General features: G+C 62.1%; 23 protein-coding genes. 20 read left to right on the top strand and 3 right to left on the bottom strand.

Going from position 1 to position 25,387, the window contains the following annotated elements; genetic code table 11:
• The 13 genes from ACTIGF_RS06480 to infB all read left to right on the top strand — a co-directional run bounded on the left by ACTIGF_RS06480 (position 1) and on the right by infB (position 14,371).
• Entirely contained in the window at positions 1-417 is a 417-nt protein-coding gene (locus ACTIGF_RS06480; RefSeq protein WP_439636082.1) for a Fur family transcriptional regulator, read from the top strand.
• 124 nt (positions 418-541) lie between these two features.
• Complete coding sequence (gene miaB / locus ACTIGF_RS06485; protein ID WP_439636083.1) at positions 542-1,948, top strand: tRNA (N6-isopentenyl adenosine(37)-C2)-methylthiotransferase MiaB; 1,407 nt, start codon at positions 542-544, stop codon at positions 1,946-1,948.
• Positions 1,945-2,958, top strand: a complete 1,014-nt coding sequence (locus ACTIGF_RS06490; protein ID WP_439636084.1) for a PhoH family protein — start codon at positions 1,945-1,947, stop codon at positions 2,956-2,958. The genes miaB and ACTIGF_RS06490 overlap by 4 nt, the downstream gene beginning before the upstream one ends.
• Positions 2,951-3,427: an rRNA maturation RNase YbeY gene (gene ybeY / locus ACTIGF_RS06495; protein WP_439636085.1), complete on the top strand. Its 477-nt coding sequence runs from the start codon at positions 2,951-2,953 to the stop codon at positions 3,425-3,427. The genes ACTIGF_RS06490 and ybeY overlap by 8 nt, the downstream gene beginning before the upstream one ends.
• Positions 3,428-3,429: 2 nt before the next feature.
• A complete protein-coding gene (locus tag ACTIGF_RS06500; RefSeq protein ID WP_439636086.1) occupies positions 3,430-4,353 on the top strand; it encodes a hemolysin family protein in 924 nt (307 codons plus the stop codon).
• Between the two features lie 3 nt (positions 4,354-4,356).
• Positions 4,357-5,979, top strand: a complete 1,623-nt coding sequence (gene lnt / locus ACTIGF_RS06505) for an apolipoprotein N-acyltransferase (RefSeq protein ID WP_439636087.1) — start codon at positions 4,357-4,359, stop codon at positions 5,977-5,979.
• 56 nt (positions 5,980-6,035) lie between these two features.
• On the top strand, positions 6,036-6,470 hold the full coding sequence (locus tag ACTIGF_RS06510; RefSeq protein WP_107713617.1) for a helix-turn-helix domain-containing protein: 435 nt from the start codon (positions 6,036-6,038) through the stop codon (positions 6,468-6,470).
• A gap of 88 nt (positions 6,471-6,558) precedes the next feature.
• On the top strand, positions 6,559-7,731 hold the full coding sequence (gene metK / locus ACTIGF_RS06515) for a methionine adenosyltransferase (protein ID WP_439636088.1): 1,173 nt from the start codon (positions 6,559-6,561) through the stop codon (positions 7,729-7,731).
• An 83-nt stretch (positions 7,732-7,814) separates the two neighbouring features.
• Positions 7,815-8,519: a tRNA (guanosine(46)-N7)-methyltransferase TrmB gene (trmB, locus tag ACTIGF_RS06520; RefSeq protein WP_439636089.1), complete on the top strand. Its 705-nt coding sequence runs from the start codon at positions 7,815-7,817 to the stop codon at positions 8,517-8,519.
• A 177-nt stretch (positions 8,520-8,696) separates the two neighbouring features.
• Entirely contained in the window at positions 8,697-9,233 is a 537-nt protein-coding gene (gene rimP, locus ACTIGF_RS06525; protein WP_439636653.1) for a ribosome maturation factor RimP, read from the top strand.
• Between the two features lie 19 nt (positions 9,234-9,252).
• A complete protein-coding gene (nusA, locus tag ACTIGF_RS06530) occupies positions 9,253-10,989 on the top strand; it encodes a transcription termination factor NusA (protein ID WP_439636090.1) in 1,737 nt (578 codons plus the stop codon).
• Complete coding sequence (locus ACTIGF_RS06535) at positions 10,986-11,627, top strand: RNA-binding protein (RefSeq protein ID WP_439636091.1); 642 nt, start codon at positions 10,986-10,988, stop codon at positions 11,625-11,627. The genes nusA and ACTIGF_RS06535 overlap by 4 nt, the downstream gene beginning before the upstream one ends.
• A 137-nt stretch (positions 11,628-11,764) precedes the next feature.
• Positions 11,765-14,371 carry a translation initiation factor IF-2 gene (infB, locus tag ACTIGF_RS06540; protein ID WP_439636092.1) on the top strand — a complete coding sequence of 869 codons (2,607 nt, stop codon included), beginning with the start codon at positions 11,765-11,767 and terminating at the stop codon, positions 14,369-14,371.
• Between the two features lie 73 nt (positions 14,372-14,444).
• Here infB and ACTIGF_RS06545 read toward each other — a convergent pair whose 3' ends face one another.
• Together ACTIGF_RS06545 and ACTIGF_RS06550 are read right to left on the bottom strand one after the other, a co-directional pair.
• Positions 14,445-15,287 (bottom strand): phytanoyl-CoA dioxygenase family protein, encoded by an 843-nt coding sequence (locus ACTIGF_RS06545; RefSeq protein WP_439636093.1) that lies wholly within the window; start codon positions 15,285-15,287, stop codon positions 14,445-14,447.
• Positions 15,284-15,925, bottom strand: a complete 642-nt coding sequence (locus ACTIGF_RS06550; RefSeq protein WP_439636094.1) for a TetR/AcrR family transcriptional regulator — start codon at positions 15,923-15,925, stop codon at positions 15,284-15,286. The genes ACTIGF_RS06545 and ACTIGF_RS06550 overlap by 4 nt, the downstream gene beginning before the upstream one ends.
• A 174-nt stretch (positions 15,926-16,099) precedes the next feature.
• On the opposite strand from ACTIGF_RS06550, the gene ACTIGF_RS06555 reads away from it, so the two are divergent.
• The 6 genes from ACTIGF_RS06555 to pnp all read left to right on the top strand — a co-directional run bounded on the left by ACTIGF_RS06555 (position 16,100) and on the right by pnp (position 22,004).
• Positions 16,100-17,554, top strand: a complete 1,455-nt coding sequence (locus ACTIGF_RS06555) for a TrkH family potassium uptake protein (RefSeq protein ID WP_439636095.1) — start codon at positions 16,100-16,102, stop codon at positions 17,552-17,554.
• A 24-nt stretch (positions 17,555-17,578) separates the two neighbouring features.
• Entirely contained in the window at positions 17,579-18,040 is a 462-nt protein-coding gene (locus ACTIGF_RS06560) for a DMT family transporter (RefSeq protein WP_439636096.1), read from the top strand.
• Positions 18,041-18,110: 70 nt separating this feature from the next.
• Positions 18,111-18,533: a 30S ribosome-binding factor RbfA gene (rbfA, locus tag ACTIGF_RS06565; protein ID WP_028284601.1), complete on the top strand. Its 423-nt coding sequence runs from the start codon at positions 18,111-18,113 to the stop codon at positions 18,531-18,533.
• Complete coding sequence (gene truB / locus ACTIGF_RS06570; protein WP_439636097.1) at positions 18,533-19,486, top strand: tRNA pseudouridine(55) synthase TruB; 954 nt, start codon at positions 18,533-18,535, stop codon at positions 19,484-19,486. Before rbfA ends, truB begins: the two co-directional genes overlap by 1 nt.
• 15 nt (positions 19,487-19,501) lie before the next feature.
• Positions 19,502-19,771, top strand: a complete 270-nt coding sequence (rpsO, locus tag ACTIGF_RS06575; RefSeq protein ID WP_022700791.1) for a 30S ribosomal protein S15 — start codon at positions 19,502-19,504, stop codon at positions 19,769-19,771.
• Positions 19,772-19,874: 103 nt separating this feature from the next.
• Positions 19,875-22,004, top strand: coding sequence for a polyribonucleotide nucleotidyltransferase (pnp, locus tag ACTIGF_RS06580; protein WP_439636098.1), 2,130 nt, complete (start codon positions 19,875-19,877; stop codon positions 22,002-22,004).
• A 77-nt stretch (positions 22,005-22,081) separates the two neighbouring features.
• On the opposite strand, the gene ACTIGF_RS06585 is transcribed toward pnp, so the two are convergent.
• Positions 22,082-22,561, bottom strand: coding sequence for a hypothetical protein (locus tag ACTIGF_RS06585; protein WP_439636099.1), 480 nt, complete (start codon positions 22,559-22,561; stop codon positions 22,082-22,084).
• A gap of 233 nt (positions 22,562-22,794) precedes the next feature.
• Between ACTIGF_RS06585 and ACTIGF_RS06590 the strand changes: the two genes are divergently transcribed.
• Positions 22,795-25,245 carry a prolyl oligopeptidase family serine peptidase gene (locus tag ACTIGF_RS06590; RefSeq protein ID WP_439636100.1) on the top strand — a complete coding sequence of 817 codons (2,451 nt, stop codon included), beginning with the start codon at positions 22,795-22,797 and terminating at the stop codon, positions 25,243-25,245.
• Positions 25,246-25,387: the final 142 nt, after the last annotated feature.

Raw genomic sequence — 25,387 nt, forward strand, 5'->3', positions numbered from 1 at the left:
ATGCCGGATCGGATTGAGAAGCTCTGCGTGGAAAAAGGTCTGCGCATGACCGAACAACGCCGCGTCATCGCGCGCATCCTGTCGCAGGCTGAAGATCACCCTGACGCTGAAGAACTGCATCGGCGCGCGTCTGACGTGGATTCGCGCATTTCGCTGGCTACGGTCTACCGCACGGTGCGCCTGTTTGAGGAAGCGGGCATCATTGAGCGCCATGACTTCCGCGACGGCCGCTCTCGTTATGAAGAAGCCTCTGATGACCATCATGATCATCTGATCGACCTGAAGACCGGTGATGTGGTCGAGTTCATGGACGAAGAGATCGAGCGCCTGCAAGAAGCCATCGCCAAGCGCCTGGGCTACAAGCTGATTGATCACCGGCTGGAGCTTTACGGCGTAAAAATCGAGGACGGCAAATAGAGGGCGTTAACCGCGCTTCAGGCAGCGGATCGCCAAGCGGCGCCTTGCATCCGCCCCACTCTATCCCCATAACCCGTCCTCCCTTATCCACAGCTGATCGCCGCCAGGGAGGCCGGCTCCGCCCATGACCGATATCATTCGCGACGCCGACACCACGCACAAAGACCGCAAGCGCCTGTTCATCAAGACCTATGGCTGTCAGATGAACGTGTATGATTCAGAGCGCATGCGCGATGTCCTGGCGCCCCTGGGCTATGAGCCTGCCGATGAACCCGATGGCGCGGATCTCGTGATCCTGAACACCTGCCACATCCGGGAAAAAGCGGCTGAAAAAGTCTATTCCGAGCTGGGGCGTCTGAAGCCTCTGAAGGAAGAGAAAGCCTCCACCGGCAAGCCTATGACCATCACGGTCGCAGGCTGCGTGGCCCAAGCCGAAGGCGCGGAGATCCGGCGCCGCGCCCCGGTCGTGGATCTGGTGGTCGGTCCGCAAACCTATCACAAGCTGCCTGAACTGATCGCAAACGTGCATCGCGCGCGCGGCGAAGCGCTCGACACCGAGTTCGAGGTCGAAGAGAAATTTGACGCCCTCGCCGGCCCTGAGCGCCATGTGGAGGGCTTCACCGCCTTCGTCACCGTGCAGGAAGGCTGTGACAAGTTCTGCACCTTCTGCGTGGTGCCCTATACCCGCGGTGCGGAATGGTCCCGCCCGGTGGACCAGATCCTCATGGAAGTGCGGGCGCTGGCCGCCAAGGGCGTGCGCGAAGTCACGTTGTTGGGTCAGAACGTCAACGCCTATCACGGTGATGCGCCCAAGTCTGACGCCGCAGGCGGGGTCTGGGGCCTGGGCCAGCTGGTGCGCCATCTGGCCAAGATCGGCGGCATTGAGCGGATCCGTTTCACCACCTCTCACCCCAAGGACATGGACGACGATCTCATCCAGGCCTTTGCGGACGAGCCCAAGCTGATGCCGTATTTCCACCTGCCGGTGCAGGCGGGATCGGACAAGATCCTCAAATCCATGAACCGGTCGCACACGGCGGCGGAATACATGGAGAGCATCGAAAAACTGCGCGCCGCCCGGCCCGACATCGCCATTTCCGGCGACATGATCGTGGGCTTTCCCGGCGAGACCGACGCGGATTTCGAAGCGACGATGGAGCTGGTGCGTCAGGTCAATTACGCGTCGTGCTTCTCGTTCAAATACTCCAAGCGTCCCGGCACGCCCGGCGCCGCGATGTTCAACCAGATCGACGAGGGCGTGAAAAGCGAGCGTCTGGCGCGCTTGCAGGCGCTTTTGTCAGAGCAGCAGGTCAACTTCAATCGCTCCATGATCGGCAAGACATTGCCTGTCCTGTTTGAGCGCGAAGGCCGGCTTGAGGGCCAATTGTCAGGCCGCAGCCCCTATCTGCAGGCGGTGCATTGCGAGGGGCCGGTTGAACTCATCGGTCAGATCGCCAATGTGGAGATCACAGGGGCAAGCCAGAACGCCCTCTCCGGACGTCTGATTACAAAGGAAATCGCAGCCGCGTGAGCCGCTCATCAAAACCGCGTCGCCCCAAGCGGGCGGCGTCCGAAACGCTTCATTTTGAAGATTCCGATCTCGTTCGCATCCTTGCTGGTCCGGGTCACGAAAACTTCGCCACGCTCGAGCATGAACTGGAGGTTCAGCTTGAGGCGCCAGGGGGCGGTCAGATCGTGATCACCGCCGAGGAGGCGCGTGCGCGCATCGAAGCGCGCCGCGTGCTCAACGCGCTTTATGGCCGCGCCAGCGAAGGCCTGCCTATTGATCCGCCTGCGGCCCGCGCAGCCTGCCTGATGGCCGATGACGACGCAGGGGAAGAGATTGATGCGGTGATCCGGGTGCCGCGCGGCGCCAGCTTCGCCGCCCGCACCGATGGTCAGCAGGGCTATGTGAGATCGCTCAAGAATGATCGCGCCTATGACATGATCTTCGGCGTCGGCCCGGCCGGCACCGGCAAGACCTTGCTGGCGGTCGCTTATGGCGCGTCGCAACTGGCGCTGGGCAGTGTGGATCGGTTGATCATCACCCGTCCTGCGGTCGAGGCCGGCGAGCGGCTGGGTTTCCTGCCCGGTGACCTGACCGAGAAGATCGACCCGTATCTGCTGCCGATCTGGGACGCCCTTCGGGACGCTCTGGGTCAGAGGCTGAGCGAGAAGATGCGCGAGGAAGGCCGGGTCGAAGTCGCGCCGCTGGCCTTCATGCGAGGCCGGACGCTCAACAACGCCTTTGTGGTTGTCGACGAGGCCCAGAACGCCACCATCCCGCAAATGCGCATGGTTCTGACCCGACTGGGTGAAGGCTCGCGCATGGCGGTGACAGGTGATCCGACCCAGACCGATTTGCGCCGGGGGGAGCCTTCGGGCTTGCCGCATGCCTTACGCCTGCTTCAGGATGAACAAAGGATCGCCGTGCATCGCTTCACCCGCCATGATGTTGTGCGGCACGGTTTGGTTGCGCGTATCGTGGACGCCTATGAACGCGATGACGCCGTTCGCAGCGACGAGACGGGCCATGTCTGAAGTGGTGATGGATGCGCAGAGTGTGGAGTTCGTTTTAGAGGACGAGCGCTGGGCCAGTCATGACGGCCTGCTGGAGCGCTGCCGCACTGCGATCGAAGCCGGGCTGGATCAGCTTGAGGGCGCGCGCGCCGGGGCTGCCGTGATCCTGTTTTCAGATGACGCCACCGTGCATGAGCTCAATCGCCGGTTCCGTGACAAGGACAAGCCCACCAATGTGTTGTCTTTTCCGGCGCCGGAGCGTGAAGGCTATCCCGGCGATGTGATCCTGGCGTACGAAACATGCGCACACGAAGCGCAGGCTGCGCAATTGTCGCTGATTGATCACGCAGCGCATCTGGCGCTTCATGGCGTTCTGCATTTAAACGGGTTTGACCATCAGGAGGAAGACGAGGCGACTGAGATGGAAGCGCTGGAGACGGCGGTTCTGACCGGTCTGGGGATGTCAGATCCCTACCTCGTACAGGAATAGGCATGAACGACGATCCGTCTTCGCGAAGTCTTTTGGCCCGTTTCAAACGGGCCTTTGGCGGGGGGCGCCCCGAAATTCAGGACGCTGAGCCGATTGTGAACGGCGCGCCTGATCCCATGGACGCTGGGGCGTTCCTGGTGAATATGCGTGAGTTTCAGGACATGCGCGTGGATGACGTGATGGTGCCCCGCGCCGACATCGTCGCTGTCGATATTGAAACCCCGCTCAAGGAATTGGCGCGCACCTTTGGCGAAGCCACGCATTCGCGCCTGCCCGTCTACCGCGAGACCCTGGATGACCCGGTGGGTCTGGCGCACATCAAGGACGTGCTGGGCTATATGTCGCGCTTCGCCGAAGAAGGCTCTGAGGGCGGCCCGGATTCCTGGGCGGAGATGCGCATTCTTCCCGCCGTCCGCCGGCCTCTGCTCTACGTCCCCGCTTCCATGCGCGCGTTTGACTTGCTGTTGAAGATGCAGTCGCGGCGCATGCACATGGCGTTGGTGGTCGACGAGTTTGGCGGCACCGATGGCCTTGTGACGCTTGAAGACCTCATTGAACCCATTGTGGGCGATATCGAGGATGAGCATGACGAGGCGGAGACGCCCAACATCCTCGCAAAAGGTCCCAATTGCTGGGAAGCGGACGCGCGCGCCATGATCGAGGATCTCGAAGAGGTGGTGGGCTGCGAGATCGCCACCGAAGAAGAAGAAAACGATGTGGACACGCTGGGCGGGCTGGTCTTCCACCTGGCGGGCCGCGTGCCAGAGCGCGGCGAGGTGTTGGCGCACCCCTCCGGCTTTGAGTTTGAAGTGCTCGATTCTGATCCGCGTCGGATCAAGCGCCTGCGTGTGAAGCCGGGCGCCGGTTCGACCCTGGCGGGCGATGAAGCCAGCCGGATGGCCGCTGGCGCCGTCAGTCCGGATTAGAGCATGACCGGCGTCTTGCCCCGCTTGCGCCGGCTTCGGGCGGGATATCGAGCCCTGTCGGGCTGGCGGCTCTTCGCCTTGCTATTCGGGTTGGGCGCATTCGGCGTGCTGGCCCATGCGCCGTTTTTCATCTGGCCCGCTTACGGGGTGGCGCTGACCGCTCTTGTCTTGACGCTCGACGACGCCAAGCGCCGCCCGAAACCCTTGCGCAGCGGCTTTGCGCGCGCCTGGTGGTTCGCCAGCGGACAATTCCTGGCTGGCACCGGTTGGGTGGCGAACGCATTTCTCGTCAGTGCGGGCGACCATGCCTGGTTGATCTGGGCGCCGCTGATCGTTCTACCGGCGGGGTTGGCGCTGTTCTGGGGCTTGGCCGGCGCGGTCTATGTGCGGCGCGCCCCGTCGCATGCGGGCCGGATCGCAGTCTTTCTCTTGCTCATGATGGCGGTGGAGTATCTGCGCAGCACCGTATTGTCAGGCTTTCCGTGGAATTTGCCCGGTCATGTCTTCGAGGCCGGCGGCGCAATCAGCCAGAGCGCGGCGCTGGTCGGCGCCTATGGCCTGTCAGTCGTGGCGCTATGCCTGTTCTCGGCTCCGGCGGCGTTCAGTGGTCCAGGCTCGCGCCTGTCGCGATCCATTCCGATGATGTGCGGGCTGGTTCTGATCGCCGCCAGTTGGGGATTCGGGCAGTTCAGGCTGAGTCAGGCCCAGACTTTAGTCGAAAGCGATTATCAGTTGCAATTGGTGTCTCTCAACCTGCCTCAGGAGGAGAAACGCTATGCCGCGCGTCACGAGATTCTGGATCAATATCTGGCGCTGTCGTCCAATCTGACGGATGTGGATGCGATTATCTGGCCCGAGGGCGCAATACCGGCGATGCTGCTGGAATCCCCTGACCTTCTGGCGGAGATTGCGGATTCGCTTCCGGATGGCATGCGATTGATCACAGGCACGGCCCGCGTTGATCGAGGGCTGAGCGGGCGGCCCCACGCATATTTTAATTCGCTCATCTCACTGAAATTAGAAAATAATCGCCCGGTTCTTGAGGCACAATACGATAAATCGCGGCTGGTGCCGTTTGGCGAGAGTAACCCGTTTCTATCGCTAACTGATTGGATGGGCTTTGAAAGTCTGTCCGAGCTTGCGCCCTATTACAGTCCTGGAAATGGAGCCCGAACTCTACAACTGGATGGCTTGCCGGATGTGGCGCCAATGATCTGCTATGAGGCTGTGTACTCCAGGTATTCACCAAGACAGTTAAATAGACCCGCTTGGTTGTTGAATATTTCAAATGACTCTTGGTACGGGAATTCTGCTGGCCCTCAACAGTTGCTTAACCAAACACAATATCGCGCAATAGAAGAAGGACTGCCTCTGGTTAGAGTCGCCGCTGCAGGTATATCAGGTCAGATCGGTCCTTATGGTCGGCTCATTGAATCCATTCCATCAAGATCAACTGAAGTATTGTTGATTACATTGCTTGAAGGATTAGACGATACGCCGTATGGGATGTATGGAAATGCACTCTGGGTGATTGCTTTGCTAATTTTAGCTGCACTCATGCATTGTCTAACGGTTGCGTCATTTACGTATTCAGGTAGAGAGACGCGATCTGCTGAGGGGCGTTGAGCGTATCGCATTCACCCAAACTGTGGTTGTATGCTTACGCAGATAAGGAATTTGAGATGACTGCCAATCCGAGAGGTCCGAACGCGGTTGATCGCCATGTGGGATCGCGCATCCGGCTGCGGCGTCAGCTTCTGAATCTGAGCCAGGAAAAGCTGGGCGAAGAGCTCGGCGTGACCTTTCAGCAGGTTCAGAAATACGAGCGTGGGACGAACCGGGTTGGCGCAGGGCGCCTTTGGAATCTCGCCCGCGTGCTCGATGTGCCGGTCTCGTTTTTCTATGACGGTGTGAATGAGGGCGCAGGTCAGCCTGGCTTCTCTGAAGGCGACCAGACTCCGATCGTGGATGATTTCATCCAATCGGCTGACGGTGTGGCGCTGGCGCAGGCGTTTGCGCGCATCAAGGACTCCAAGGTGCGTCGCCGAATTCTTGAGCTGGTGCGGACTTTGGCCGCTGAAGAAGCGGAAGCGACCGCCACCGAGGCTGCATCCTGACTCAAGCGTGACCGGACGGGTCTTGCTTTCCGTGCGCCAATAGGCTTTAAGCCAGCCATATAAAGATCGCTTTATATGGAGCACGCCGTTGGCCCGTTCGTCTTACCTTTTTACCAGCGAAAGCGTGTCCGAGGGTCACCCGGACAAAGTATGCGACCGCATTTCCGACGCGATTCTGGACTTGTTTCTGTCCAAGGATCCGGTGGCGCGTGTGGCGTGTGAAACGCTGACGACCACGAACCGTATCGTTCTGGCGGGCGAGGTGCGCTGCGCCGGCGCGATCAAGGATGACGAGATCGAAGCCGCGGCGCGCCGCGCCGTGCGCGATATCGGCTACGAGCAAGACGGCTTCCATTGGGAGACCGCTGACGTTCAGAACTATCTGCACGAACAGTCCGTCGACATCGCCCAGGGCGTGGATGAAGGCTCGGGGTCTTTCGCGGATGAAGGCGCGGGCGATCAGGGCATCATGTTCGGTTTCGCCTGTGACGAGACGCCGGAGCTGATGCCGGCTCCGATCACCTATTCCCACCAGATCCTCAAGGAAATGGCGCGGCAGCGGAAGTCTGGCGAACGTCCCGAGTTCGAGCCGGACGCCAAATCCCAGGTGACCTTGCGCTATGAAAACGGCCGTCCGGTGGGCGTGACCTCCGTGGTCGTCTCCACCCAGCACAAGGATGGCGTGAGCCTGGACGATGTGCGCGAGCTGGTGCGTCCGGTCGTCAAATCGGTTCTGCCCGAGGGCTGGTTCCCGCCCGAGGACGAGTTCTACGTCAACCCAACCGGCAAGTTCGTCATCGGCGGACCCGATGGCGACGCCGGTCTGACCGGCCGCAAGATCATCGTGGACACCTATGGCGGCGCGGCGCCCCATGGCGGCGGCGCTTTTTCCGGCAAGGACCCGACGAAAGTGGACCGCTCGGCGGCCTATGTGGCGCGATACCTCGCCAAGAACGTCGTGGCGGCGGGCCTGGCGCGCAAATGCACCATCCAGCTCAGCTACGCCATTGGCGTGTCCAAGCCGCTTTCGGTTTATGTGGACACTCATGGCACGGGTGATGTGGATGAAGCCAAGCTGGAAAATCGCCTGCGCGAGCTGGTCGATCTCAGCCCGCGCGGCATTCGCACCCATCTGGGGCTGAACCGTCCGATTTATGAGCGCACGTCGGCCTATGGTCATTTTGGCCGCACGCCGGACGCGGATGGCGGCTTCTCCTGGGAGAAGACCGATCTCGTCGACGCGCTGAAATCGCTGGCGTAAGCGTCTCGAACGGAATGTGCAGGGAGCCGGGTTGTTTCAGCCCGGCTCTTTGTTTTTTGGTGCAGGCCCGTTAAAGGGCCGTCATGACCCAGACTCGACCCGACGCCCAATCTCAAGACCGTCCCCAGAACCGGCGCCTGTATGGCCGCGCAAGCGGGCACAAACTGACCGAGCGTCAGCAAACCCTGGTGGAGACGCGCCTGCGGGCTCTGCAATGGCCGGACGAGGGGGATCTGGACCCCAAGGCGCTGCTTCCTGGTTTTGAGACTTACGTGCTGGAAGTGGGCTTTGGCGGCGCCGAGCATCTGATCGGTCAGGCGCAACGCGCGCCAAAGACCGGCTTTTTCGGCATTGAGCCGTTTCTGAACGGCGTGGCGAAAGCGCTGGTGGGCATCGACGATCACGATCTCAAGAACGTGCGCGTCAAGCGCTCGGATGCGCGTGATGAGATGATCCGCATGCCGGACGGCGCGTTCGAGAAGATTTACCTGCTCTTCCCCGACCCCTGGCCGAAAAAACGCCACGCCAAGCGTCGCTTCGTCCAGCCTGACACTGCAGCGGAATTTGCCCGGCTTCTGAAGCCGGGCGGACGTTTGCGCGTGGCGACGGATGTGCGCGCCTACGCCGATCACGCCCTGCCGATCCTGATGAATACGGAGGGGCTGACCTGGACGGGCGAACAGGCGTCGGACTGGCGCGAAAACCCGTCTGATCACATCGTCACCCGCTACCAGTCCAAGCACCTTGGAGACATCGAGCCGGTGTTCTTTGATTTTGTGAAAGGCTGACCCTGACGAGGGATCGGCGAAGAGGCGGGGCATGAAGCCCCCCATTGCATTTGTGGCGCTTGGCCCGTATAAGACGGGCAAATGTTCGATATGCCGGACGGCATGTTCGAGCGGCTCGGCATCCGGGCCGCTTTTTTCGTACTCGCAGTCCGGTCCAGACACAGATATTTGACGCCCATGAAAGCACGCAGCCCCCAAGACCAGCGGATCCTCGAGATCGCAGAACCGATCGCCGAGACGCTGGATCTTGAGATTGTGCGCGTGCGGGTAATGGGCGGCAAGAAGACCTTGGTCCAGATCATGGCCGAGCGTCATGACGGGACCATGGTCGTTGAAGACTGCGCGCGCTTGTCGCGCGCCTTGTCTGACGTTTTTGAAGAGGCGGATCCGGTCTCTGGCGAGTATGATCTTGAGGTCTCTTCGCCTGGTATCGACCGTCCTCTGACGGCGCTGACGCATTTTCAGCGCTGGGAAGGTTTTGAAGCCAAGATCGAGCTGGACCGGCTGGTGGAAGGGCGCAAGCGCTTTCGTGGTATGCTGGCCGGTGTCGAGGATGAGAATGTGCTGATGGATCTGGCGGGCGAGGAAGACACGGCTGTCATCCCGTTTGACTGGATTGCGGACGCCAAGCTGGTGATGACCGACGCTCTGGTGGAGGCGAGCCTGAAGGCCCGCGGTCCCATCGAGGGCGAAGACGGTCAGGCCGACGAGTAGAACGAGAAGGAACGCGGATATGGCCATCGGGGTCAGCGCCAACAAGCTGGAAATCCTGCAAATCGCCCGCGCGGTGGCGCAGGAGAAGATGATCGACGAGTCGATCGTGCTGGAAGCCATTGAAGAGGCGATCCAGAAGGCGGCCCGCTCGCGCTATGGCGCGGAGCTCGACATCCATTGCAACATCAATCCCAAGACCGGTGAGATGCGTCTGACCAGCCGCACGACTGTGGTCGAAGAGGTTGAGAACGAAGCGCACCAGATCACGCTGGATGAGGCCAAGAAACGCGATCCCGAAGCCGAAATCGGATCCTTCTACGAAGAAGAACTGCCGCCGATCGAGTTTGGCCGCGTCGCATCGCAGACCGCCAAGCAGGTGATCACGCAGAAAGTGCGCGAAGCTGAACGCCAGCGCCAGTTCAACGAGTACAAGGATCGCATCGGCGAGATCGTCAACGGCATCGTCAAGCGCGTCGAATACGGCAATGTGATCATCGATCTGGGCAAGGCGGAAGCCATCATCCGTCGCTCGGACGGCATTCCGCGCGAAAGCCTGCAGGTCAATGACCGCGTGCGCGCCTATATTTATGACGTGCGTGAAGAGACCCGCGGTCCGCAGATCTTCCTGTCGCGCGCGCATCCGGACTTCATGGCCGCCCTGTTCGCTCAGGAAGTGCCGGAAGTCTATGAAGGCGTGATCGAGATTCCGCGCGTGGCCCGCGATCCGGGCAGCCGCGCGAAAATCGCCGTCATCTCCAATGACAGCTCCATTGATCCCGTCGGCGCGTGCGTGGGCATGCGCGGCAGCCGGGTTCAGGCGGTGGTCAACGAGCTGGCCGGCGAGAAGATCGACATCATTCCGTGGAACCCTGATCCTGCGACCTTCATCGTCAACGCGCTGCAGCCGGCGGAAGTCGCCAAAGTGGTGCTTGATGACGAAGCCGAGCGCATTGAAGTGGTCGTGCCTGATGATCAGCTGTCGCTCGCCATCGGCCGTCGCGGCCAGAATGTGCGTCTGGCCAGCCAGCTGACCGGCTGGGCCATCGACATTCTGACCGAGGAAGAAGAATCCGAGCGCCGTCAGAAAGAATTCTCTGCGCGCACCGGCACCTTTATGGACGCGCTGGATGTGGACGAGGTCATCGCCCAATTGCTGGCCACGGAAGGCTTTGCCGAAGTGGAAGATATCGCCTTTGTCGATCTCGATGAAATCGCTGTGATCGAAGGCTTTGACGATGACACGGCCCAGGAAATCCAGACCCGGGCGCGCGAATATCTCGACAAGCGTGACATTGAACGCGATGCACGCCGTAAAGAGCTGGGCGTGGAAGATGCGGTCATGGAGGTCGAGGGCGTCGACCTGCCGATGGCGGTCAAGTTCGGCGAAAACGAGATCTGCACCATTGAGGATCTCGCCGGTCTGACCCCGGACGATCTGCGCGGCTGGTATGAGACCCGCGACGGCGAGCGCGTGCGCGAGCCGGGCATCCTGGAAGGCTCTGACATGTCGGCGGAAGACGCCGAGATGCTGATCATGCGAGCCCGTGTGATCGCAGGCTGGATTTCCGAAGAGGATCTGCCGCAAGTCGAGCCCGAAGCTGAAGAGGTTGAGGCTGAAGCCCTTGACGGAGAGGCTTCCGATGTCGATCTGGAAGACATCGATCTTTCCGATCTGGAAGCGGAAGCGGAAAAGCTGGGTGTTGATCTGGCTGACCTCCTGGACGCTGACACGACGGAGGAAGACGAGAAGTCGTGAGCCGCGGGGCGCGACATGGCCGATCCAAACCGGTGCGCGAACGCCGATGCGTCGCCACCGGAGAGGTGAAGGGGGAGGAGGACCTCCTCCGCGTGGCGCTGAGCCCTGAAGGGCGCGTAACCCCGGATGTGGCTGCGCGCTTGCCTGGCCGAGGCGGTTGGGTGACAGCGGATAGGGCCCTGGTCGACAAGGCTGTGAAGAAGCGTCTGTTCAATCGGGCGTTCGAGCAGCCGGTCGAGGCTCCTGACGATCTGGCCGATCAGTTCGAAGCGCTGCTGAAAGCGCGCGTTCTGAACCTTTTGGGGCTGGCGAGACGCGCTGGCCGACTGGAGCTGGGAAGTGATGCGGTGCGTCTGGCGCTGCAGACCGAACCGGGTCCGGCATGGAGACTGGAAGCCAGCGACGCCGCCCCTGACGGGCGTAAGAAGCTGGACCATCTGGCGAAGGCGATCGAAAGCGACGCGCCGGTGCTGGGATGTTATGACGCCGACACGCTCAGCCGGGCGCTTGGCGTGGGAAATGCGGTTCACGGGGCTTTGGCCCAAGGACCGGAAGCGGCGGGGATTTCCGCCCTTGCGTTGAAGCTTGCAGGGTTCGTTAACCTCGATCCTGCGGCCCAAGACGCACAGAAGAGTTGAAACGCCTTGGAAGCTGGCTAGTTTAGCGGGCCTTCAGGCCGGGTCTTCCCGGAGGCGACCTGAACAGATGACGGACCCTGGCGCACGCGGCGGCCGGGTTCCGCCCGAAGATGTCTAAAGCCGCGGCAAGGACGCTTATGAGCGACGCTGACGAACGCAACAATTCGGGCCGCAAGCCTCTCTCCCTCGGTGGACGTTCCTCTGGAACCGTGCAGCAAAGCTTTGCGCGCGGACGCCAGAAGTCTGTCGTGGTGGAGAAGAAGCGCAAGCGCCCCGGGCCTGCCGGCAAGGACGCCGCGACGGGCAAATCCGGCGCGCCGCTGACCCAGAAGGACAAGGCGCGCGCGGCGCTAGCCGCCAAGGCCAAGCAGCTGGGTCTGTCTGAAGAAGAACTGATCAAGCGCCAGCAGGCCATTCTGCGCGCCCGCTCCGAGCAAGAAGAGCGCGCCGCCAAGCAGAAAGTCGAAGCTGAGGCCCGCCAGGCGCGCGAAGACGAAGAACGCCGTGCGCTGGAGGACATGCGTCAGCGCGAGAAGGAAGAGCGCCAGCGCCGTGAAGACGACGAGCGTCGCGCTGTGGCTGAAGCGGAAGCTGCGCGTCTCGCCGCCGAACAGGCCAAGATCGCCAAGCCGGCCAAGAAATCTGCGCCCGCTGACATCGAGCAGCCCGAGGAGCCGTCTGGCAAGACGCCGTCTCGCAAGGCCGACAAGGGCAAGGACAAGACGGATCGCGGCGACGCCGAGGATAAGCGCAACATCCTTGAGTCCATGGGCGGCCGGGTGAAATCCAAGAAAGACGCGCCGGGCGGCGACAAGGCTCAGCCTTCGCGCGCCAAAGAGCCCAAGCGCCGTCAGGGCAAGCTGACCATTCAGAACCTCGTTGAGGATGATGAAGGTCGTCAGCGTTCTCTGGCGTCCATGCGCCGGGCGCGTGAGCGTGAAAAACAGCGTCGCAGCCAGGGCGGCCAGTCGCGGGATAAAGTGGCCCGTGAAGTGGTTGTGCCTGAAGCGATCACCGTGCAGGACCTCGCCCAGCGTATGGCCGAGCGTGCGGCCGACGTGGTGAAGTTCCTGATGACCCAGGGTCAGATGGTGCGCGCCAACGACATGCTGGACGCCGACATCGCCGAGCTGATCGTCGAGGAGTTCGGTCACACCGTGAAACGCGTCGCCGAGGCGGACGTGGAGACCGGCTTCATCTCTGATGAGGATCCAGAAGACAGCCAGAAGCCGCGCCCGCCTGTGGTGACGGTCATGGGTCACGTCGACCACGGCAAGACCTCGCTGCTCGACGCCTTGCGGTCCACCGATGTGGCCGCTGGCGAAGCGGGCGGGATCACCCAGCATATCGGCGCCTATCAGGTTGAGCTGAAATCCGGTGACAAGATCACCTTCCTCGACACCCCGGGGCACGCGGCCTTCTCATCCATGCGGTCGCGCGGCGCTCAGGCGACGGATATCGTGATCCTGGTTGTGGCCGCCGATGACGGCGTCATGCCCCAGACCATCGAGGCGATCAGCCACGCCAAGGCGGCGAACGTGCCGATGATCGTGGCGGTCAACAAGGTCGACAAGCCGGACGCCGATCCGCAGAAAGTTCTCCAGGAACTGCTTCAGTACGAAGTGTTCGTGGAAGACATGGGCGGCGATGTTCAGGCGGTGCCGGTGTCGGCGCTGAAGAAAACCGGCCTTGATGAGCTGATGGACGCCATCAACCTTCAGGCTGAGATTCTCGAGCTCAAAGCCAACCCGGACCGCTCTGCGGAAGGCGTCGTGATCGAATCCCAGATCGACAAGGGCCGCGGCCCGGTCGCGACCTGTCTGGTCAAGCGCGGCTCGCTCAAGCGCGGCGACATCGTCGTGGCCGGCGCCCAATGGGGCAAGGTGCGTGCTCTGGTCAACGAACGCGGCCAGCAAATGAAAGAGGCGGGTCCGTCCCTGCCAGCCGAAATTCTCGGCCTGGACGGCGCGCCGGAGCCCGGTGAAGTCTTCGCCGTGGTCGACAGCGAAGCGCGTGCGCGTGAGCTGGTGGAATACCGTGAACGCGTCAAGCGCGACAAGGCTGCGGCGGCCCGGACGGGCGGCGGCGCATCGCTTGAGCAGATGATGGCCAAGCTCAAGTCCAACGAGGTTCAGGAGCTGCCGCTGCTGATCAAGGCGGACGTACAAGGCTCGGCCGAAGCGATCATCGGCGCCCTGGAAAAAGTCGGCAACGAGGAAGTCCAGGCCAAGATCGTTCACGCGGCCGCAGGCGGCGTGTCGGAAAGCGACGTCTTGCTGGCTCAGGCCTCGGGTTCGCCGATCTTCGCGTTCAATGTCCGCGCCAACAAGCAGGCGCGCGATCTGGCCGAAAAAGAAGGCGTGGAGATCCGTTATTACTCGGTGATCTACGATCTGATCGACGACGTGAAAGGCACGCTGGAAGGCATGCTGGCGCCGGAGAAACGCGAAACCTTCATCGGTTACGCCCAGGTGCTGGAAGTCTTCAACATCACCAAGACCGGACGCGTGGCGGGTTGCCGCGTGACCGAAGGCGTGGTGAAGCGTGGCTGTGGCGTGCGTCTGCTGCGTGACGACACGGTGATCCACCAGGGTCATCTGTCGACCTTGCGCCGCTTCAAGGATGAAGTGCCTGAAGTGCGCGCCGGCACCGAGTGCGGCATGGCGTTCGAGAACTACCAGGACATTCAGGTCAATGATGTGATCGAATGTTTCGAGGTCGAGGAAATCCAGCGCTCGCTGTAAGCCTCATCCTCTCTGAACAGACAAAGGGCGGCTCATCGAGCCGCCCTTTTTGTTTGGTGTCAGGCGTCTCGCTTCACTCTTCCAATAGCCGGTTCGGATGCATGCCGTTCACATGACCCATGAAGGGTGGAAGGATCTGGTAGCCCAGAAGCGAGGGTAAGGGCGCTTTGAGGGATCTGACCACGTCTGGCGGCACGGCCTGGCTCATATTTTCCTGCGTCCGCAGCCAGGGGGCGCAATATTGCGCGGTCAGCGCCAGTCGGCCCGCATTCGTGGTGTTCTCCCCGCCTGCGTGCCAGAGCCCGCCATGGAATACGAGGGCGTCGCCCGGTTGCATGAGACCGGGTGTCCAGGGGTCTTCGGGACCTGGCCGACGCTTGGCCAGCCAACGATGACTGCCAGGCCAGAGGCGTGTGGCGCCGTTCGCGGCCGTAAAGGGATCAAACGCCCAGATGACAGACAGGCCATGGCGGGCGTCAGGCCGCATATCGGGATAAAACCCGTCATCGGCATGGGGCAGCTGCGCGGTTTCATCGGGACCGATATTGATCGCAAGACTGGCGGACAGCAGCGGCTGGGCATGAAGACGCGCTTTGAGAATCCCCAAGATCTGCGGATGTGCGATCAACGGGTCCAGGGCGCGTGTCTTGGCCAGCAAGGCATAGGCGCGCTGGGTGTTGAAGCCTTCAAAATCATTGCGACCGGTCGGCCCGAGCAGAGCACGCAAGGCGGCCTCCGCGGTCTCGCGCACCTCATCGCTCAGGAGCCCCTTCATGATGACATAGCCGTCGCGATCATACGCCTTGAGCAGATCACTGGAGGGTGGATGGCCGATAACCGCAGTCTGTTTGTGCTTGCCGGCCAGATCCGCCGTGAATAGGTCGTTCTGACTTTCAAGGGTTTGAGTTTTGATCATGATTTACTGCCCTCTCTGAGACCGACGCTCTGGGCGATCAGGACCCAGATGGCGTGGGCGAGCTGGTCCACATCCGGATTGGCGGCTTTAAACAACGCCAGCGACATGCATTGCCTCAACCCGCCCAGGACGAAAGCGGCGGCGATATGGGGGTCGGCCTGCCGGGGCAAGTCCCCGTCCATCTGGCCTTGGGCGATGTTGCGGGCGCCGCGCTCGATCAGCATGGCCATGCAGGCGCTTTCGGCCTGCATCACGCTGCTGGATCGGCCCAACGGGCCGAACAGGGTGCGTGTGAATGGCTCTTCGAGAAAAAACCGGACGACAGCGCGCACGCGCTGCACCTCGCGCTGGGCCCAGGTCTCGCCACGGAAGGTCTGGTTCGCAATCTGCGCGTATCGCTCATAAAAATCCTCGACCACCGCAGCGACAAGACCGTCCTTGGAGCCGAAATGATGATAAGCGAGCCCGGCCGAGACACCGGCGCGGTTGGCGATATCGGTGATCTCCGCCGCGCCTGCGCCTTCAATCAGGGCGCCCCGGGCCGCATCAATCAGTTTTTCCCGTGTGCGCCGACCCCGCAGGGTTGGCGCTGTCACAATGTCGGACTGGTGGGCCTTCAAGGGTGGTGCGGTGCTCATGATCGCCTCCTGTCCAAAGTCTGAATTGAATTCAATTCAAATACAAGTCCAGGGCCGGACACAGGCAGAAGCCGCGAGTGACTTGAACCTCATCGGTCACAGGTATAGAGACGCCGCCTTATCGTGACATTGCCGTTCCTCCGGGGTTTCCGGACGGGCATTGGAGGTGCGCGCATGATGAGTCACATCCGAAACGTCGCTCTGATCTGGGGCGTTCTCTGCTTGGGCCTCGCCGCTCTGGCTTTCTTGCATATGCTGGCCTCTCACCTGGTGATTCATGACGGGGCGGGCGAAGGCTTTGCGGCTTGCATGTTGATCTCCGGCTTTCTGGGCGGCGTGCTGACGCTGGTCGGGCTGGGAGAGCGCGCGCGGTTGGGGTTTCGCGGCGCGGTGATCCTCACATTGGGCGCCTGGTTCGGTCTGCCTTTGCTGATGGCGATCCCGTTGCATGAAGAAGCGGTGGGGCTGAGCATCACCGACGCCATCTTTGAAACGGTCTCAGGGCTCACCACGACCGGCTCCACAGTGATCAGCCATCTGGAGGCGCAGCCGCCCACCTTGCTGGTCTGGCGCGCTTTGCTGCAATGGATTGGCGGGATCGGGATCATCGGCCTGTCCATCGCCATCCTGCCTTTGTTGCGCTCAGGCGGAATGCAATTGTTTCATCTGGAATCCTCTGACCGATCGCCTGAAAAACTGATCGCCCGGCCGGGACATCTGGCCGGTGTGATCGCAGGGCTCTACCTGGCCCTGACCTGTTTGTGCGCTCTGGGCTATGTGTTCGCCGGCATGAGCGGGTTTGACGCCATGCTGCACGCCCTCACAACCGTCTCCACAGGCGGCTATTCCACGACGGATGCGTCCATGGGCGGCTTTTCCGCCGGCGCGCAATGGGTGGCGATCCTCTTCATGCTCGCGGGCGCCATCCCGTTTCTCGCGTATGTCCGGGCGGTCAGCCGTCATGAGGGACGGCGGCCGGGCGCGTTCGAAGAGATTATGGGCCTGCTTGCGATCGTAGTGCTGGCGAGCGGTTTGTTGTTCGCCGCCGAGCTGGGTGGTCCGCCAGAGCATCCCGACGCAGTGCGTCTGGCCCTGTTCAATGCGGTTTCGGTGCTCACGACCACGGGATATGCGGCGGGCGATTACCAGCTCTGGGGCCCGCTGGCGATGGTCACGATCTTCTTCCTGACCTTTCTGGGCGGTTGCGCCGGGTCCACAGCGGGCGGGTTCAAGGTCTTTCGCATCCAGATCATGCTCAAATCGACCTGGGCCAGCCTGCAGGCCGCGTCTTCGCCTCATGCCATCACGGTCGCCCATCATGCTGGTCGGCGTCTGACGCCGGCGGACAGCGCCTCGGTGGCCTTGTTTGCGGGATTGTATGTGGTGTGCTTCGCAGCGGGGGCGGTCGCCCTGTCCGCTTTCGGGCTCGATTTTCTGACCGCGGTGACCGCCTCGGCCACCGCCATTGCGAATGTGGGGCCGGGCCTGGGAGAGGTGATCGGCCCGGCTGGGAATTTCTCGACGCTGCCCGATCCGGCGAAATGGATTTTATGCCTGCAGATGCTTTTGGGGCGTTTGGAGATTTTAGTCGCGCTCTATGTCCTGACTCCGCGCTTCTGGATGCGCTGACCCAGCCGTGAAGGAGGCTGATCCATGCCGATCAACACGCTCGCCCCGTTTATTCTCACCGTCATCGCCGGCGCCATGGTCGCTGCGCAACCGGCGTTCAACGGTCAGCTGTCCGGGCATCTGGGGTCGCCCTTGCGCGCGGCGCTGGTCAGTTTCACCGCCGGGGCGCTGATCATGCTGGCGGCGGTGTCGGTGCTGGCCTATCGCGCCGGCTGGCCCAGCCTTGAGCGCATCACCAACACCCCGCCGCACCTGTTTGTCATCGGCGGGGCGTTAGGCGCGGTGTTTGTGACCACCGCGTCCTGGGCGGCGCCGAAGATCGGCACGGGGTCGTTCTTTGCGCTTCTATTCGCCGCCCAGCTGATCGCGGCCATGGCGATTGATCATTTCGGTCTGTTCGGGATCGAGGAACGGTCGGTGACCTTGCTGCGTGTTCTGGGCGCCGGCTTTCTCAGCGTCGGAGCCTGGCTGGTGGTCAACCACTAGGCGCGCCGCCCTTGCATATCAGGGCTGGGCGCCGTACACACCCGCCCTTCGCAAACTCGATGCGCCCCGGTTGGACTCCGGACGCGTCCAGGCGACCCAAGAGGAATTCATGAAAGCCCAATCCCAACGCCAGCTGCGCGCCGGCGAGCTCGTGCGTCGCGCGGTGTCGGACATTATTCGCGAAGGTCGCGTCCATGATCCCCATGTGAACACGGCGGCTGTGACCATCACCGAAGCGCGCACCAGCCCGGATCTGCGCCACGCGACCGTCTATGTCGACCTGCTGGGCGGCGGCGATCGCAATGCGGTGGCTGAAGCGCTCAACCACGCTTCGGGCTTCATCCAGCGCGAGCTTGGCAAGCAGATCGAGCTCAAATTCACGCCCAAGCTTCGCTTCGCCGTCGATGACCGCATCGAGGATGTCGCCCAGGTGGACGCGGTTCTTGATCGTCCCACCGTCAAGCGCGACCTCGATGATGAGGGCGAGGACTGATGGCGCGCCGTAAGAAGGGCGAGAAAATCCATGGCTGGCTGATCCTCGACAAGCCGCTGGAGATGACCTCCACCCAGGCGGTGTCGCGCTGTCGCTGGCTCATGAAGGCGCAGAAGGCCGGCCATGCGGGCACGCTGGATCCGCTGGCGTCGGGCGTCTTGCCGATTGCGTTCGGTGAAGCCACCAAGACCGTGCCTTTCGCTCAGGAAAGCTCGAAAACCTATAAGTTCACCCTGCGCTGGGGCAGTTCCACCACGACGCTGGACGCGGAAGGCGAGATCACGGGCGAAAGCGATGTGCGCCCGGACCGTGACGCCATAGAAGCCGCGCTGGGCCAGTTCATCGGCGAGATCGAACAGGTGCCGCCCAAATTCTCCGCCATCAAGGTGGATGGCGAACGCGCCTATGATCTGGCGCGGGCCGGTGAAACGGTCGAGCTGGCCTCTCGCCCTGTGCGCATTGACGATCTGACGCTTCTGGATGCGCCGAGTTCTGATCTGGCGGTGCTCGAGATGAAATGCGGCAAGGGCGCCTATGTGCGCGCCATTGCGCGCGATCTGGCGACGGCTCTGGGCGCTGAAGGACATGTGGCGGCGCTGCGCCGCACCAAGGTCGGCCCGTTCAGCGCCGCACAGGCCGTTTCGCTGGACGCGTTTGAGGATTTGGTCCATAAGGGCCACGCGCTGGAGGCCCTGCTTCCGGTCGAGACCGCGCTGGACGACATCCCGGCGACGGCCGTGACCGAGGACGAGGCGTTTCAGTTGAGGCAAGGACGGTCGATCGTCTTGCCTCCCCGGCGAGCTTCAGAGCTGCGCAATCTTCGCCAACCTCGCGACATCGCGGGGAAGGATTATTCGAAGGCTGTCGTGGCCATGGGGTCGGACCGGGCCGTGGCGATCGGCGAAGCACGCGCGGGTCAATTTTCGCCTGTTCGTGTCTTTCAATGGGATTAGGAGCCCGATTAGACGATGTCGATTACGGCAGAACGTAAAGCCGAACTGATCAAAGAGCATGCCCGTGGCGAAAACGACACCGGGTCTGCTGAAGTGCAAGTCGCTGTGTTGACCGAGCGTATCGCCAACCTCACCGAGCACTTCAAAACGCACAAAAAAGACAACCACTCCCGTCGTGGCCTGCTGAAGCTGGTGTCCCAGCGTCGGCGCCTTCTCGATTATCTGAAGAAAATCGACGAAGCCCGCTACAAGGCGATTGTGGCTGCTCTGGGTCTGCGCCGCTAGGCGCTCCCGATGAAACGCCGGCCGCCACGGGGCGCGCCGGCGTTTTCATATCCGGCGACCGCAATCCGGCGGCGCCGCACATGACCGTACGAACGAGAGATAAATGTTCGATATCCAAACCGAAACGATTGAATGGGCCGGCCGTACGCTGACCCTTGAAACCGGCCGCATGGCGCGCCAGGCGAATGGCGCAGTGCTCGTCACCTATGGCGAGACCACTGTTCTTGCGACGGCGGTCGCACAGAAAGAAGTCAAGCCGGGAATGGACTTCTTCCCGCTGACCGTCAATTACCAAGAGAAATACTTCGCCGCCGGTAAAATCCCGGGCGGCTATTTCAAGCGTGAAGGTCGTCCGACCGATAAAGAGACGCTGACCTCGCGTCTGATCGACCGTCCGATCCGTCCGCTCTTCCCCAAGGGTTTCAAGAACGACACCCAGGTGATGCTCACCGTGCTCAGCCACGATCTGGAAAATGATCCCGATGTGGTCGGCATGGTCGGCGCCTCCGCAGCCCTGTGCCTGTCCGGTTTGCCCTTCCTGGGGCCCATCGGCGCGGCGCGCGTGGGTTACAAGGATGGCGGTTACGTCATCAACCCGACCGTCGACGAGCTGACCGAGTCCGAGCTGGATCTCGTGGTCGCTGGTACGTCTGACGCCGTGATGATGGTGGAATCCGAAGCGAAAGAGCTGTCGGAAGAAATCATGCTCGGCGCCGTGATGGCCGGCCATGAGGCGTTCCAGCCGGTGATCGACATGATCATCCGTCTGGCCGAGAAAGCCGCAAAAGATCCGTGGGATTTCGTGCCGGTCGACAATTCCGAGCTCGAAACCAAGGTGCGCGGTCTGGTCGGCGACGAGATCGCCAAGGCCTACACCATCACCAACAAGACCGAGCGCCAGGCTGCTGTCTCCGCCGCCAAGGAGAAAGCTGTCGCAGAGCTCGCGGCCACCGAAGACAATCCTGACGGCGCCGAAATGGCCGTCCTCAAGGATGTTCTCAAAAGCGTGGAAGCCAGCGTCGTGCGCGGCGGCATCATCAAGACCGGCAAGCGCATTGACGGCCGTTCGCTCGATCAGGTCCGCCCGATCGTGTCGGAAGCCACCGTTCTGCCCCGCACCCACGGTTCAGCCCTGTTCACCCGCGGTGAAACCCAGGCGCTGTGCGTTGTGACGCTGGGCACCGGCGAAGATGAGCAATTCATCGACGCCCTGACCGGCACCTACAAAGAACGCTTCTTGCTGCACTACAACTTCCCGCCCTATTCGGTCGGTGAAACCAGCTTCCGTCTGGCCCCGGGCCGTCGTGAAATCGGTCACGGCAAGCTCGCCTGGCGGGCGCTGTCGGCTGTGATGCCGAATGCGGAAGCCTTCCCCTACACCGTGCGTCTTGTGTCTGAGATCACCGAATCCAACGGCTCGTCCTCCATGGCGACCGTGTGCGGCGGCTCTCTGGCGCTGATGGATGCAGGCGTTCCGATCACCCGTCCGGTGTCCGGCATCGCCATGGGCCTGATCAAGGATCCTGAAGGCGTGGCCGTATTGTCCGACATCCTCGGTGATGAAGATCACCTCGGGGATATGGACTTCAAGGTGGCCGGCACCTCCGAGGGCGTCACCAGCCTTCAGATGGACATCAAGATCGCCGGCATCAACAAAGACATCATGCAGACCGCTCTGGATCAGGCCAAAGGCGGCCGCATCCACATTCTGGATGAGATGAACAAGGCGCTGTCGGGCACCCGTGAGGCTCTGAACGAGCACGCGCCGAAGATCGAAACCATCCAGATCCCGGTCGACAAGATCCGGGACGTGATCGGTTCGGGCGGCAAGGTCATCCGCCAGATCGTCGAGGAAACCGGCGCGAAAGTGGACGTCAATGATGACGGCCTGATCAAGGTCTCCGCCGTGTCCGCCGACTCCATCAAGGCGGCTCTGGACTGGATCAACGGTCTGACCGCCGAGCCGGAAGTGGGCAAGATCTACAAAGGCAAAGTGGTCAAGGTCGTCGATTTCGGCGCCTTCGTGAACTTCTTCGGCCCGCGTGACGGCCTCGTGCACGTCTCCCAGCTGAAGAACGAGCGCGTGGGTCACCCCAAGGACGTGGTCAGCGAAGGCCAGGAAGTCTGGGTGAAGCTGCTGGGCTTTGACGATCGCGGCAAGGTGCGCCTGTCGATGAAGATCATCGACCAGGAGACCGGCGAAGAGATCAGCGAAGAAGGCGGCGAGGACTAATCCTCACCCCTTTGATCGCGAGATCAAAAGAAACCCCGCTGGCGCAAGCCGGCGGGGTTTTTTGTAATCCCTACGGGTTAGCGCCACCACCAGCGTCTAGGCAGGCAGTGCGTGTCGTCCGGCGCTTCGACGCGCATCAAGAGTTCCCGTGCAATGGAGTCATAGACCGGGCAGCCCCGGAAATCTGACTCAAACATGTCGAGCTCGGGGCTGAAGCGATGAATGGTGCGCAAGCTCGCGGCCAGTTCTTGCCTGTCCAGCTGACGAATGGAGGCGTCCAGGCCCTCTGGTTCGCGCCCTGTGGCGCGGTAATAGCGATAGAGCAGTTCTCGCCTGTGGCTCTCCACATACCGGCCTTCGTGAAGGGCGAGCGTGCATACGATAGCGTCAGGGTCGCCTTCATCGACGGCATCCGCCATTTGATGAACATCGCCGCCATACAATTCCAGACAAGCGCGCCAATGGGGCAGGACAATCGGTTCGGGCGCGGCGGGCTGAGGTTGTGAACACGCACCGGCGAGCAGCATCAGGCTGACAGTACTGATCGCGCGCAACATATCCGCCCCCCAGAGGATCGCCCCTAAACTCCAATTCCCATATTGGAGGGTAAAGATGGCGGGATGCAACTTGAGACTATTGGAGCGGTTCGATTGCGAGCCGGGCCAAGGGCTGTGTCGGCGCCTGAACGCCTGACGTAATTCTATAACCTTACCAATCCGTCATCCCCCGGCCAGCATTCCTCCGCTATGCTCTGTCCCGAATGCGAAAACGCAAATCCGGGGAGGGCTTTATGTCCATACTTATTCGTGCGGCGCTGGGCGGCGCGCTGAGCATAGGCGTCACCATTGGCGCGGCGACGGCTCAGGAGGCGTATCGCCTGCCGCCGCAAGAGATCGTCGATATCGTGGATGCGCCGAACGCGCCCTACACCACGCTGTCGCCGAACAAGCGCCATTTGCTGCTGCTGCATCGCGAAGGCTTGCCGCCGATCTCTGAAATGGCGCGCCCGATGGAGCGTCTGGCGGGTTTGCGTCTCGACGCCGAGACCAATGGTCGTCATGGCCCGCGCTCGGTGATCGGCCTGTCGGTGATTGATCTGGAGACCGGCGAGGAAACCATGATTTCCACGCCTGATGATGTGGGCCTGTCAGGTTTCACCTGGTCGCCGGACGGCTCCAAAGCCGCCTTCCTGGTGACCGATGACGACTCGATCGGCGTCTGGGTCGCCGACATGGAGCGCGCTCAGGCGCGTGAGATTATCGACGAGGGCGTCAACGCGGTGTTCTCCGCGCTCGACTGGATGAGCGACAGCGAGACCTTGCTCGTCACCCTCACCAGTGATGAGCGCGGCCCGCGCCCGGAACGCGCGCGCGTGCCTACCGGCCCGGTGATCCAGGAAGCGGCGGGTTATGAAGCGCCGGTGCGCACCTATCAGGATTTGCTCGCTGACGCGGATGATGCGGCGCTGTTCGCCTGGCTGGCAGAAAGCCAGATCGTGTCCGTGGACGTCACCGCGCGCCGTGTGCGCGTGCGTGAGATTGGCGAGCCGGGCCTTTATTACTCCGTCGACCCGGCGCCGGGCGGCGAGTATCTGCTGGTGGAATCGCTTGAGCAGCCCTTCTCCTATGACGTGCCCTGGTCGCGTTTTGCGGAAACCAGCGAAGTCTGGACGCTTGACGGCGATGTGGTTGCGGAGATCGCCAGCCATGACATCGCTGACGGCGTGCCGATCGGCGGCGTGATCGAAGGACGCCGCTCCATCACCTGGCAGGATTCTGCGGCCGCGCGCCTGGTCTGGGCGGAAGCGCTGGATGGCGGTGATCCGCGGGTGGAAACCGACGAGCGCGACAGCGCCTGGGCGCTTGAGGCGCCGTTTGACGGCGAGCCGATGGAGATCGCCCGGTTTGAGGACCGCTATTACGGGACCGAATTCACCTCTGAAGGCCAGATCGGCATCGCGACCGAATATGACCGCGACACCCGCGTGGTGCGGTCCTGGCTGGTGGATTTTGCGGCCCCCGGCGCAGAACCGCGCTTGCTCAATGAGCGCTCGATCCAGGACAATTACGCCGATCCCGGTTCGCCCCTGAGCGTGCGCAACGCGTATGGCCGGTCGGTAGCGGCCGTGGTGGACGGCGCGATGTATTTCACTGGCGACGGCGCCAGCGCCGACGGGGATCGTCCCTTCCTCAGCCGCGTGGATTTTGACACGCTGGACACCGAGATCCTGTGGCGTAACTCGGGTGAGAACTATGAGCGCGTCATTGATGTGCTGGCTGAAGACGGCTCGGTGTTCCTGACCTCTTATGAGGATCCGACCACGCCGCCGAACGTGCAGCGTCATGACGGCGAGACGGTCACCCGCATCACCAATTTTGAAAACCCGCACCCCCAGCTCAACGACATCCGCAAGGAGCTGATCACCTATGAGCGCGAGGACGGCGTGCCGCTGTCGGCGACGCTCTATCTGCCCGCCGATTATGAAGAGGGCGACACCCTGCCCTTGCTGATCTGGGCGTATCCGCTTGAATACAACTCCGCGTCCGACGCCGGTCAGGTGCGCGGCTCGCAATACCGCTTCTCTCGCGTGTCAGGCACCAGCCCGCGCTTCATGGTGACTCAGGGCTATGCGCTGATGGAGCGGGCGACCATGCCGATCGTGGGCGATGATCCGCTGACGGTGAACGACACGTTCGTGGACCAGCTGGTGATGTCAGCCGAAGCCGCCATCGCCGACAGCGTGGCGCGCGGATTTGGCGATGGCGAGCGCGTGGCGGTCGCTGGCCATTCCTATGGCGCGTTCATGACGGCGCACCTTCTGGCGGGCTCGGATCTGTTCCGCGCCGGCATCGCGCGTTCGGGCGCCTATAACCGGACGCTGACCCCGTTCGGTTTCCAGTCCGAACGCCGCACCTATTGGGAGGCGCCTGACTCCTATTACAAGCTGTCGCCCTTCATGCACGCCAATGACATTGATGAGCCCATGCTCATGATCCACGGTCAGATGGACAATAATTCGGGGACTTATCCGATTCAGTCCGAACGCATGTTCGCGGCCGTCAAAGGCAATGGCGGCACGGCGCGCCTGGTCATGCTGCCCTATGAAAGCCATGGCTACCGCGCCCGTGAGAGCGTTCTGCATGTGCTGGCGGAATCCATTGACTGGCTTGATACGTATGTGCAGCCGGAGGAACCCATGGTGCCGCATACGCCGGACCAGGGTGAACGCGAAGTCGAGTAAAGCTTCCGGTTTCCTTCCAATCAACGCCCCGCCGGCACAGCCGGCGGGGCGTTTTTTATTGGCGAGAGTTCAACACGGATGCGTCGGGACTGACGCGCATGCTTCAACGCCTGTTAAGGCGAATGCTCGCCAAGGTGGCGTT

Origin of the sequence: Oceanicaulis sp., assembly GCF_051859625.1 — a bacterium.
Taxonomy (GTDB): Bacteria; Pseudomonadota; Alphaproteobacteria; order Caulobacterales; family Maricaulaceae; genus Oceanicaulis.

Excerpts from the sequence above, each read along its gene's own strand:
- ACTIGF_RS06480 (WP_439636082.1), top strand. The coding sequence starts at position 1 with ATGCCGGATCGGATTGAGAAGCTCTGCGTGGAAAAAGGTCTGCGCATG.
- miaB (WP_439636083.1), top strand. The coding sequence starts at position 542 with ATGACCGATATCATTCGCGACGCCGACACCACGCACAAAGACCGCAAG.
- ybeY (WP_439636085.1), top strand. The coding sequence starts at position 2,951 with ATGTCTGAAGTGGTGATGGATGCGCAGAGTGTGGAGTTCGTTTTAGAG.
- ACTIGF_RS06500 (WP_439636086.1), top strand. The coding sequence starts at position 3,430 with ATGAACGACGATCCGTCTTCGCGAAGTCTTTTGGCCCGTTTCAAACGG.
- lnt (WP_439636087.1), top strand. The coding sequence starts at position 4,357 with ATGACCGGCGTCTTGCCCCGCTTGCGCCGGCTTCGGGCGGGATATCGA.
- ACTIGF_RS06510 (WP_107713617.1), top strand. The coding sequence starts at position 6,036 with ATGACTGCCAATCCGAGAGGTCCGAACGCGGTTGATCGCCATGTGGGA.
- trmB (WP_439636089.1), top strand. The coding sequence starts at position 7,815 with ATGACCCAGACTCGACCCGACGCCCAATCTCAAGACCGTCCCCAGAAC.
- rimP (WP_439636653.1), top strand. The coding sequence starts at position 8,697 with ATGAAAGCACGCAGCCCCCAAGACCAGCGGATCCTCGAGATCGCAGAA.
- nusA (WP_439636090.1), top strand. The coding sequence starts at position 9,253 with ATGGCCATCGGGGTCAGCGCCAACAAGCTGGAAATCCTGCAAATCGCC.
- infB (WP_439636092.1), top strand. The coding sequence starts at position 11,765 with ATGAGCGACGCTGACGAACGCAACAATTCGGGCCGCAAGCCTCTCTCC.
- ACTIGF_RS06545 (WP_439636093.1), bottom strand. The coding sequence starts at position 15,287 with ATGATCAAAACTCAAACCCTTGAAAGTCAGAACGACCTATTCACGGCG.
- ACTIGF_RS06550 (WP_439636094.1), bottom strand. The coding sequence starts at position 15,925 with ATGAGCACCGCACCACCCTTGAAGGCCCACCAGTCCGACATTGTGACA.
- ACTIGF_RS06555 (WP_439636095.1), top strand. The coding sequence starts at position 16,100 with ATGATGAGTCACATCCGAAACGTCGCTCTGATCTGGGGCGTTCTCTGC.
- ACTIGF_RS06560 (WP_439636096.1), top strand. The coding sequence starts at position 17,579 with ATGCCGATCAACACGCTCGCCCCGTTTATTCTCACCGTCATCGCCGGC.
- truB (WP_439636097.1), top strand. The coding sequence starts at position 18,533 with ATGGCGCGCCGTAAGAAGGGCGAGAAAATCCATGGCTGGCTGATCCTC.
- rpsO (WP_022700791.1), top strand. The coding sequence starts at position 19,502 with ATGTCGATTACGGCAGAACGTAAAGCCGAACTGATCAAAGAGCATGCC.
- pnp (WP_439636098.1), top strand. The coding sequence starts at position 19,875 with ATGTTCGATATCCAAACCGAAACGATTGAATGGGCCGGCCGTACGCTG.
- ACTIGF_RS06585 (WP_439636099.1), bottom strand. The coding sequence starts at position 22,561 with ATGTTGCGCGCGATCAGTACTGTCAGCCTGATGCTGCTCGCCGGTGCG.
- ACTIGF_RS06590 (WP_439636100.1), top strand. The coding sequence starts at position 22,795 with ATGTCCATACTTATTCGTGCGGCGCTGGGCGGCGCGCTGAGCATAGGC.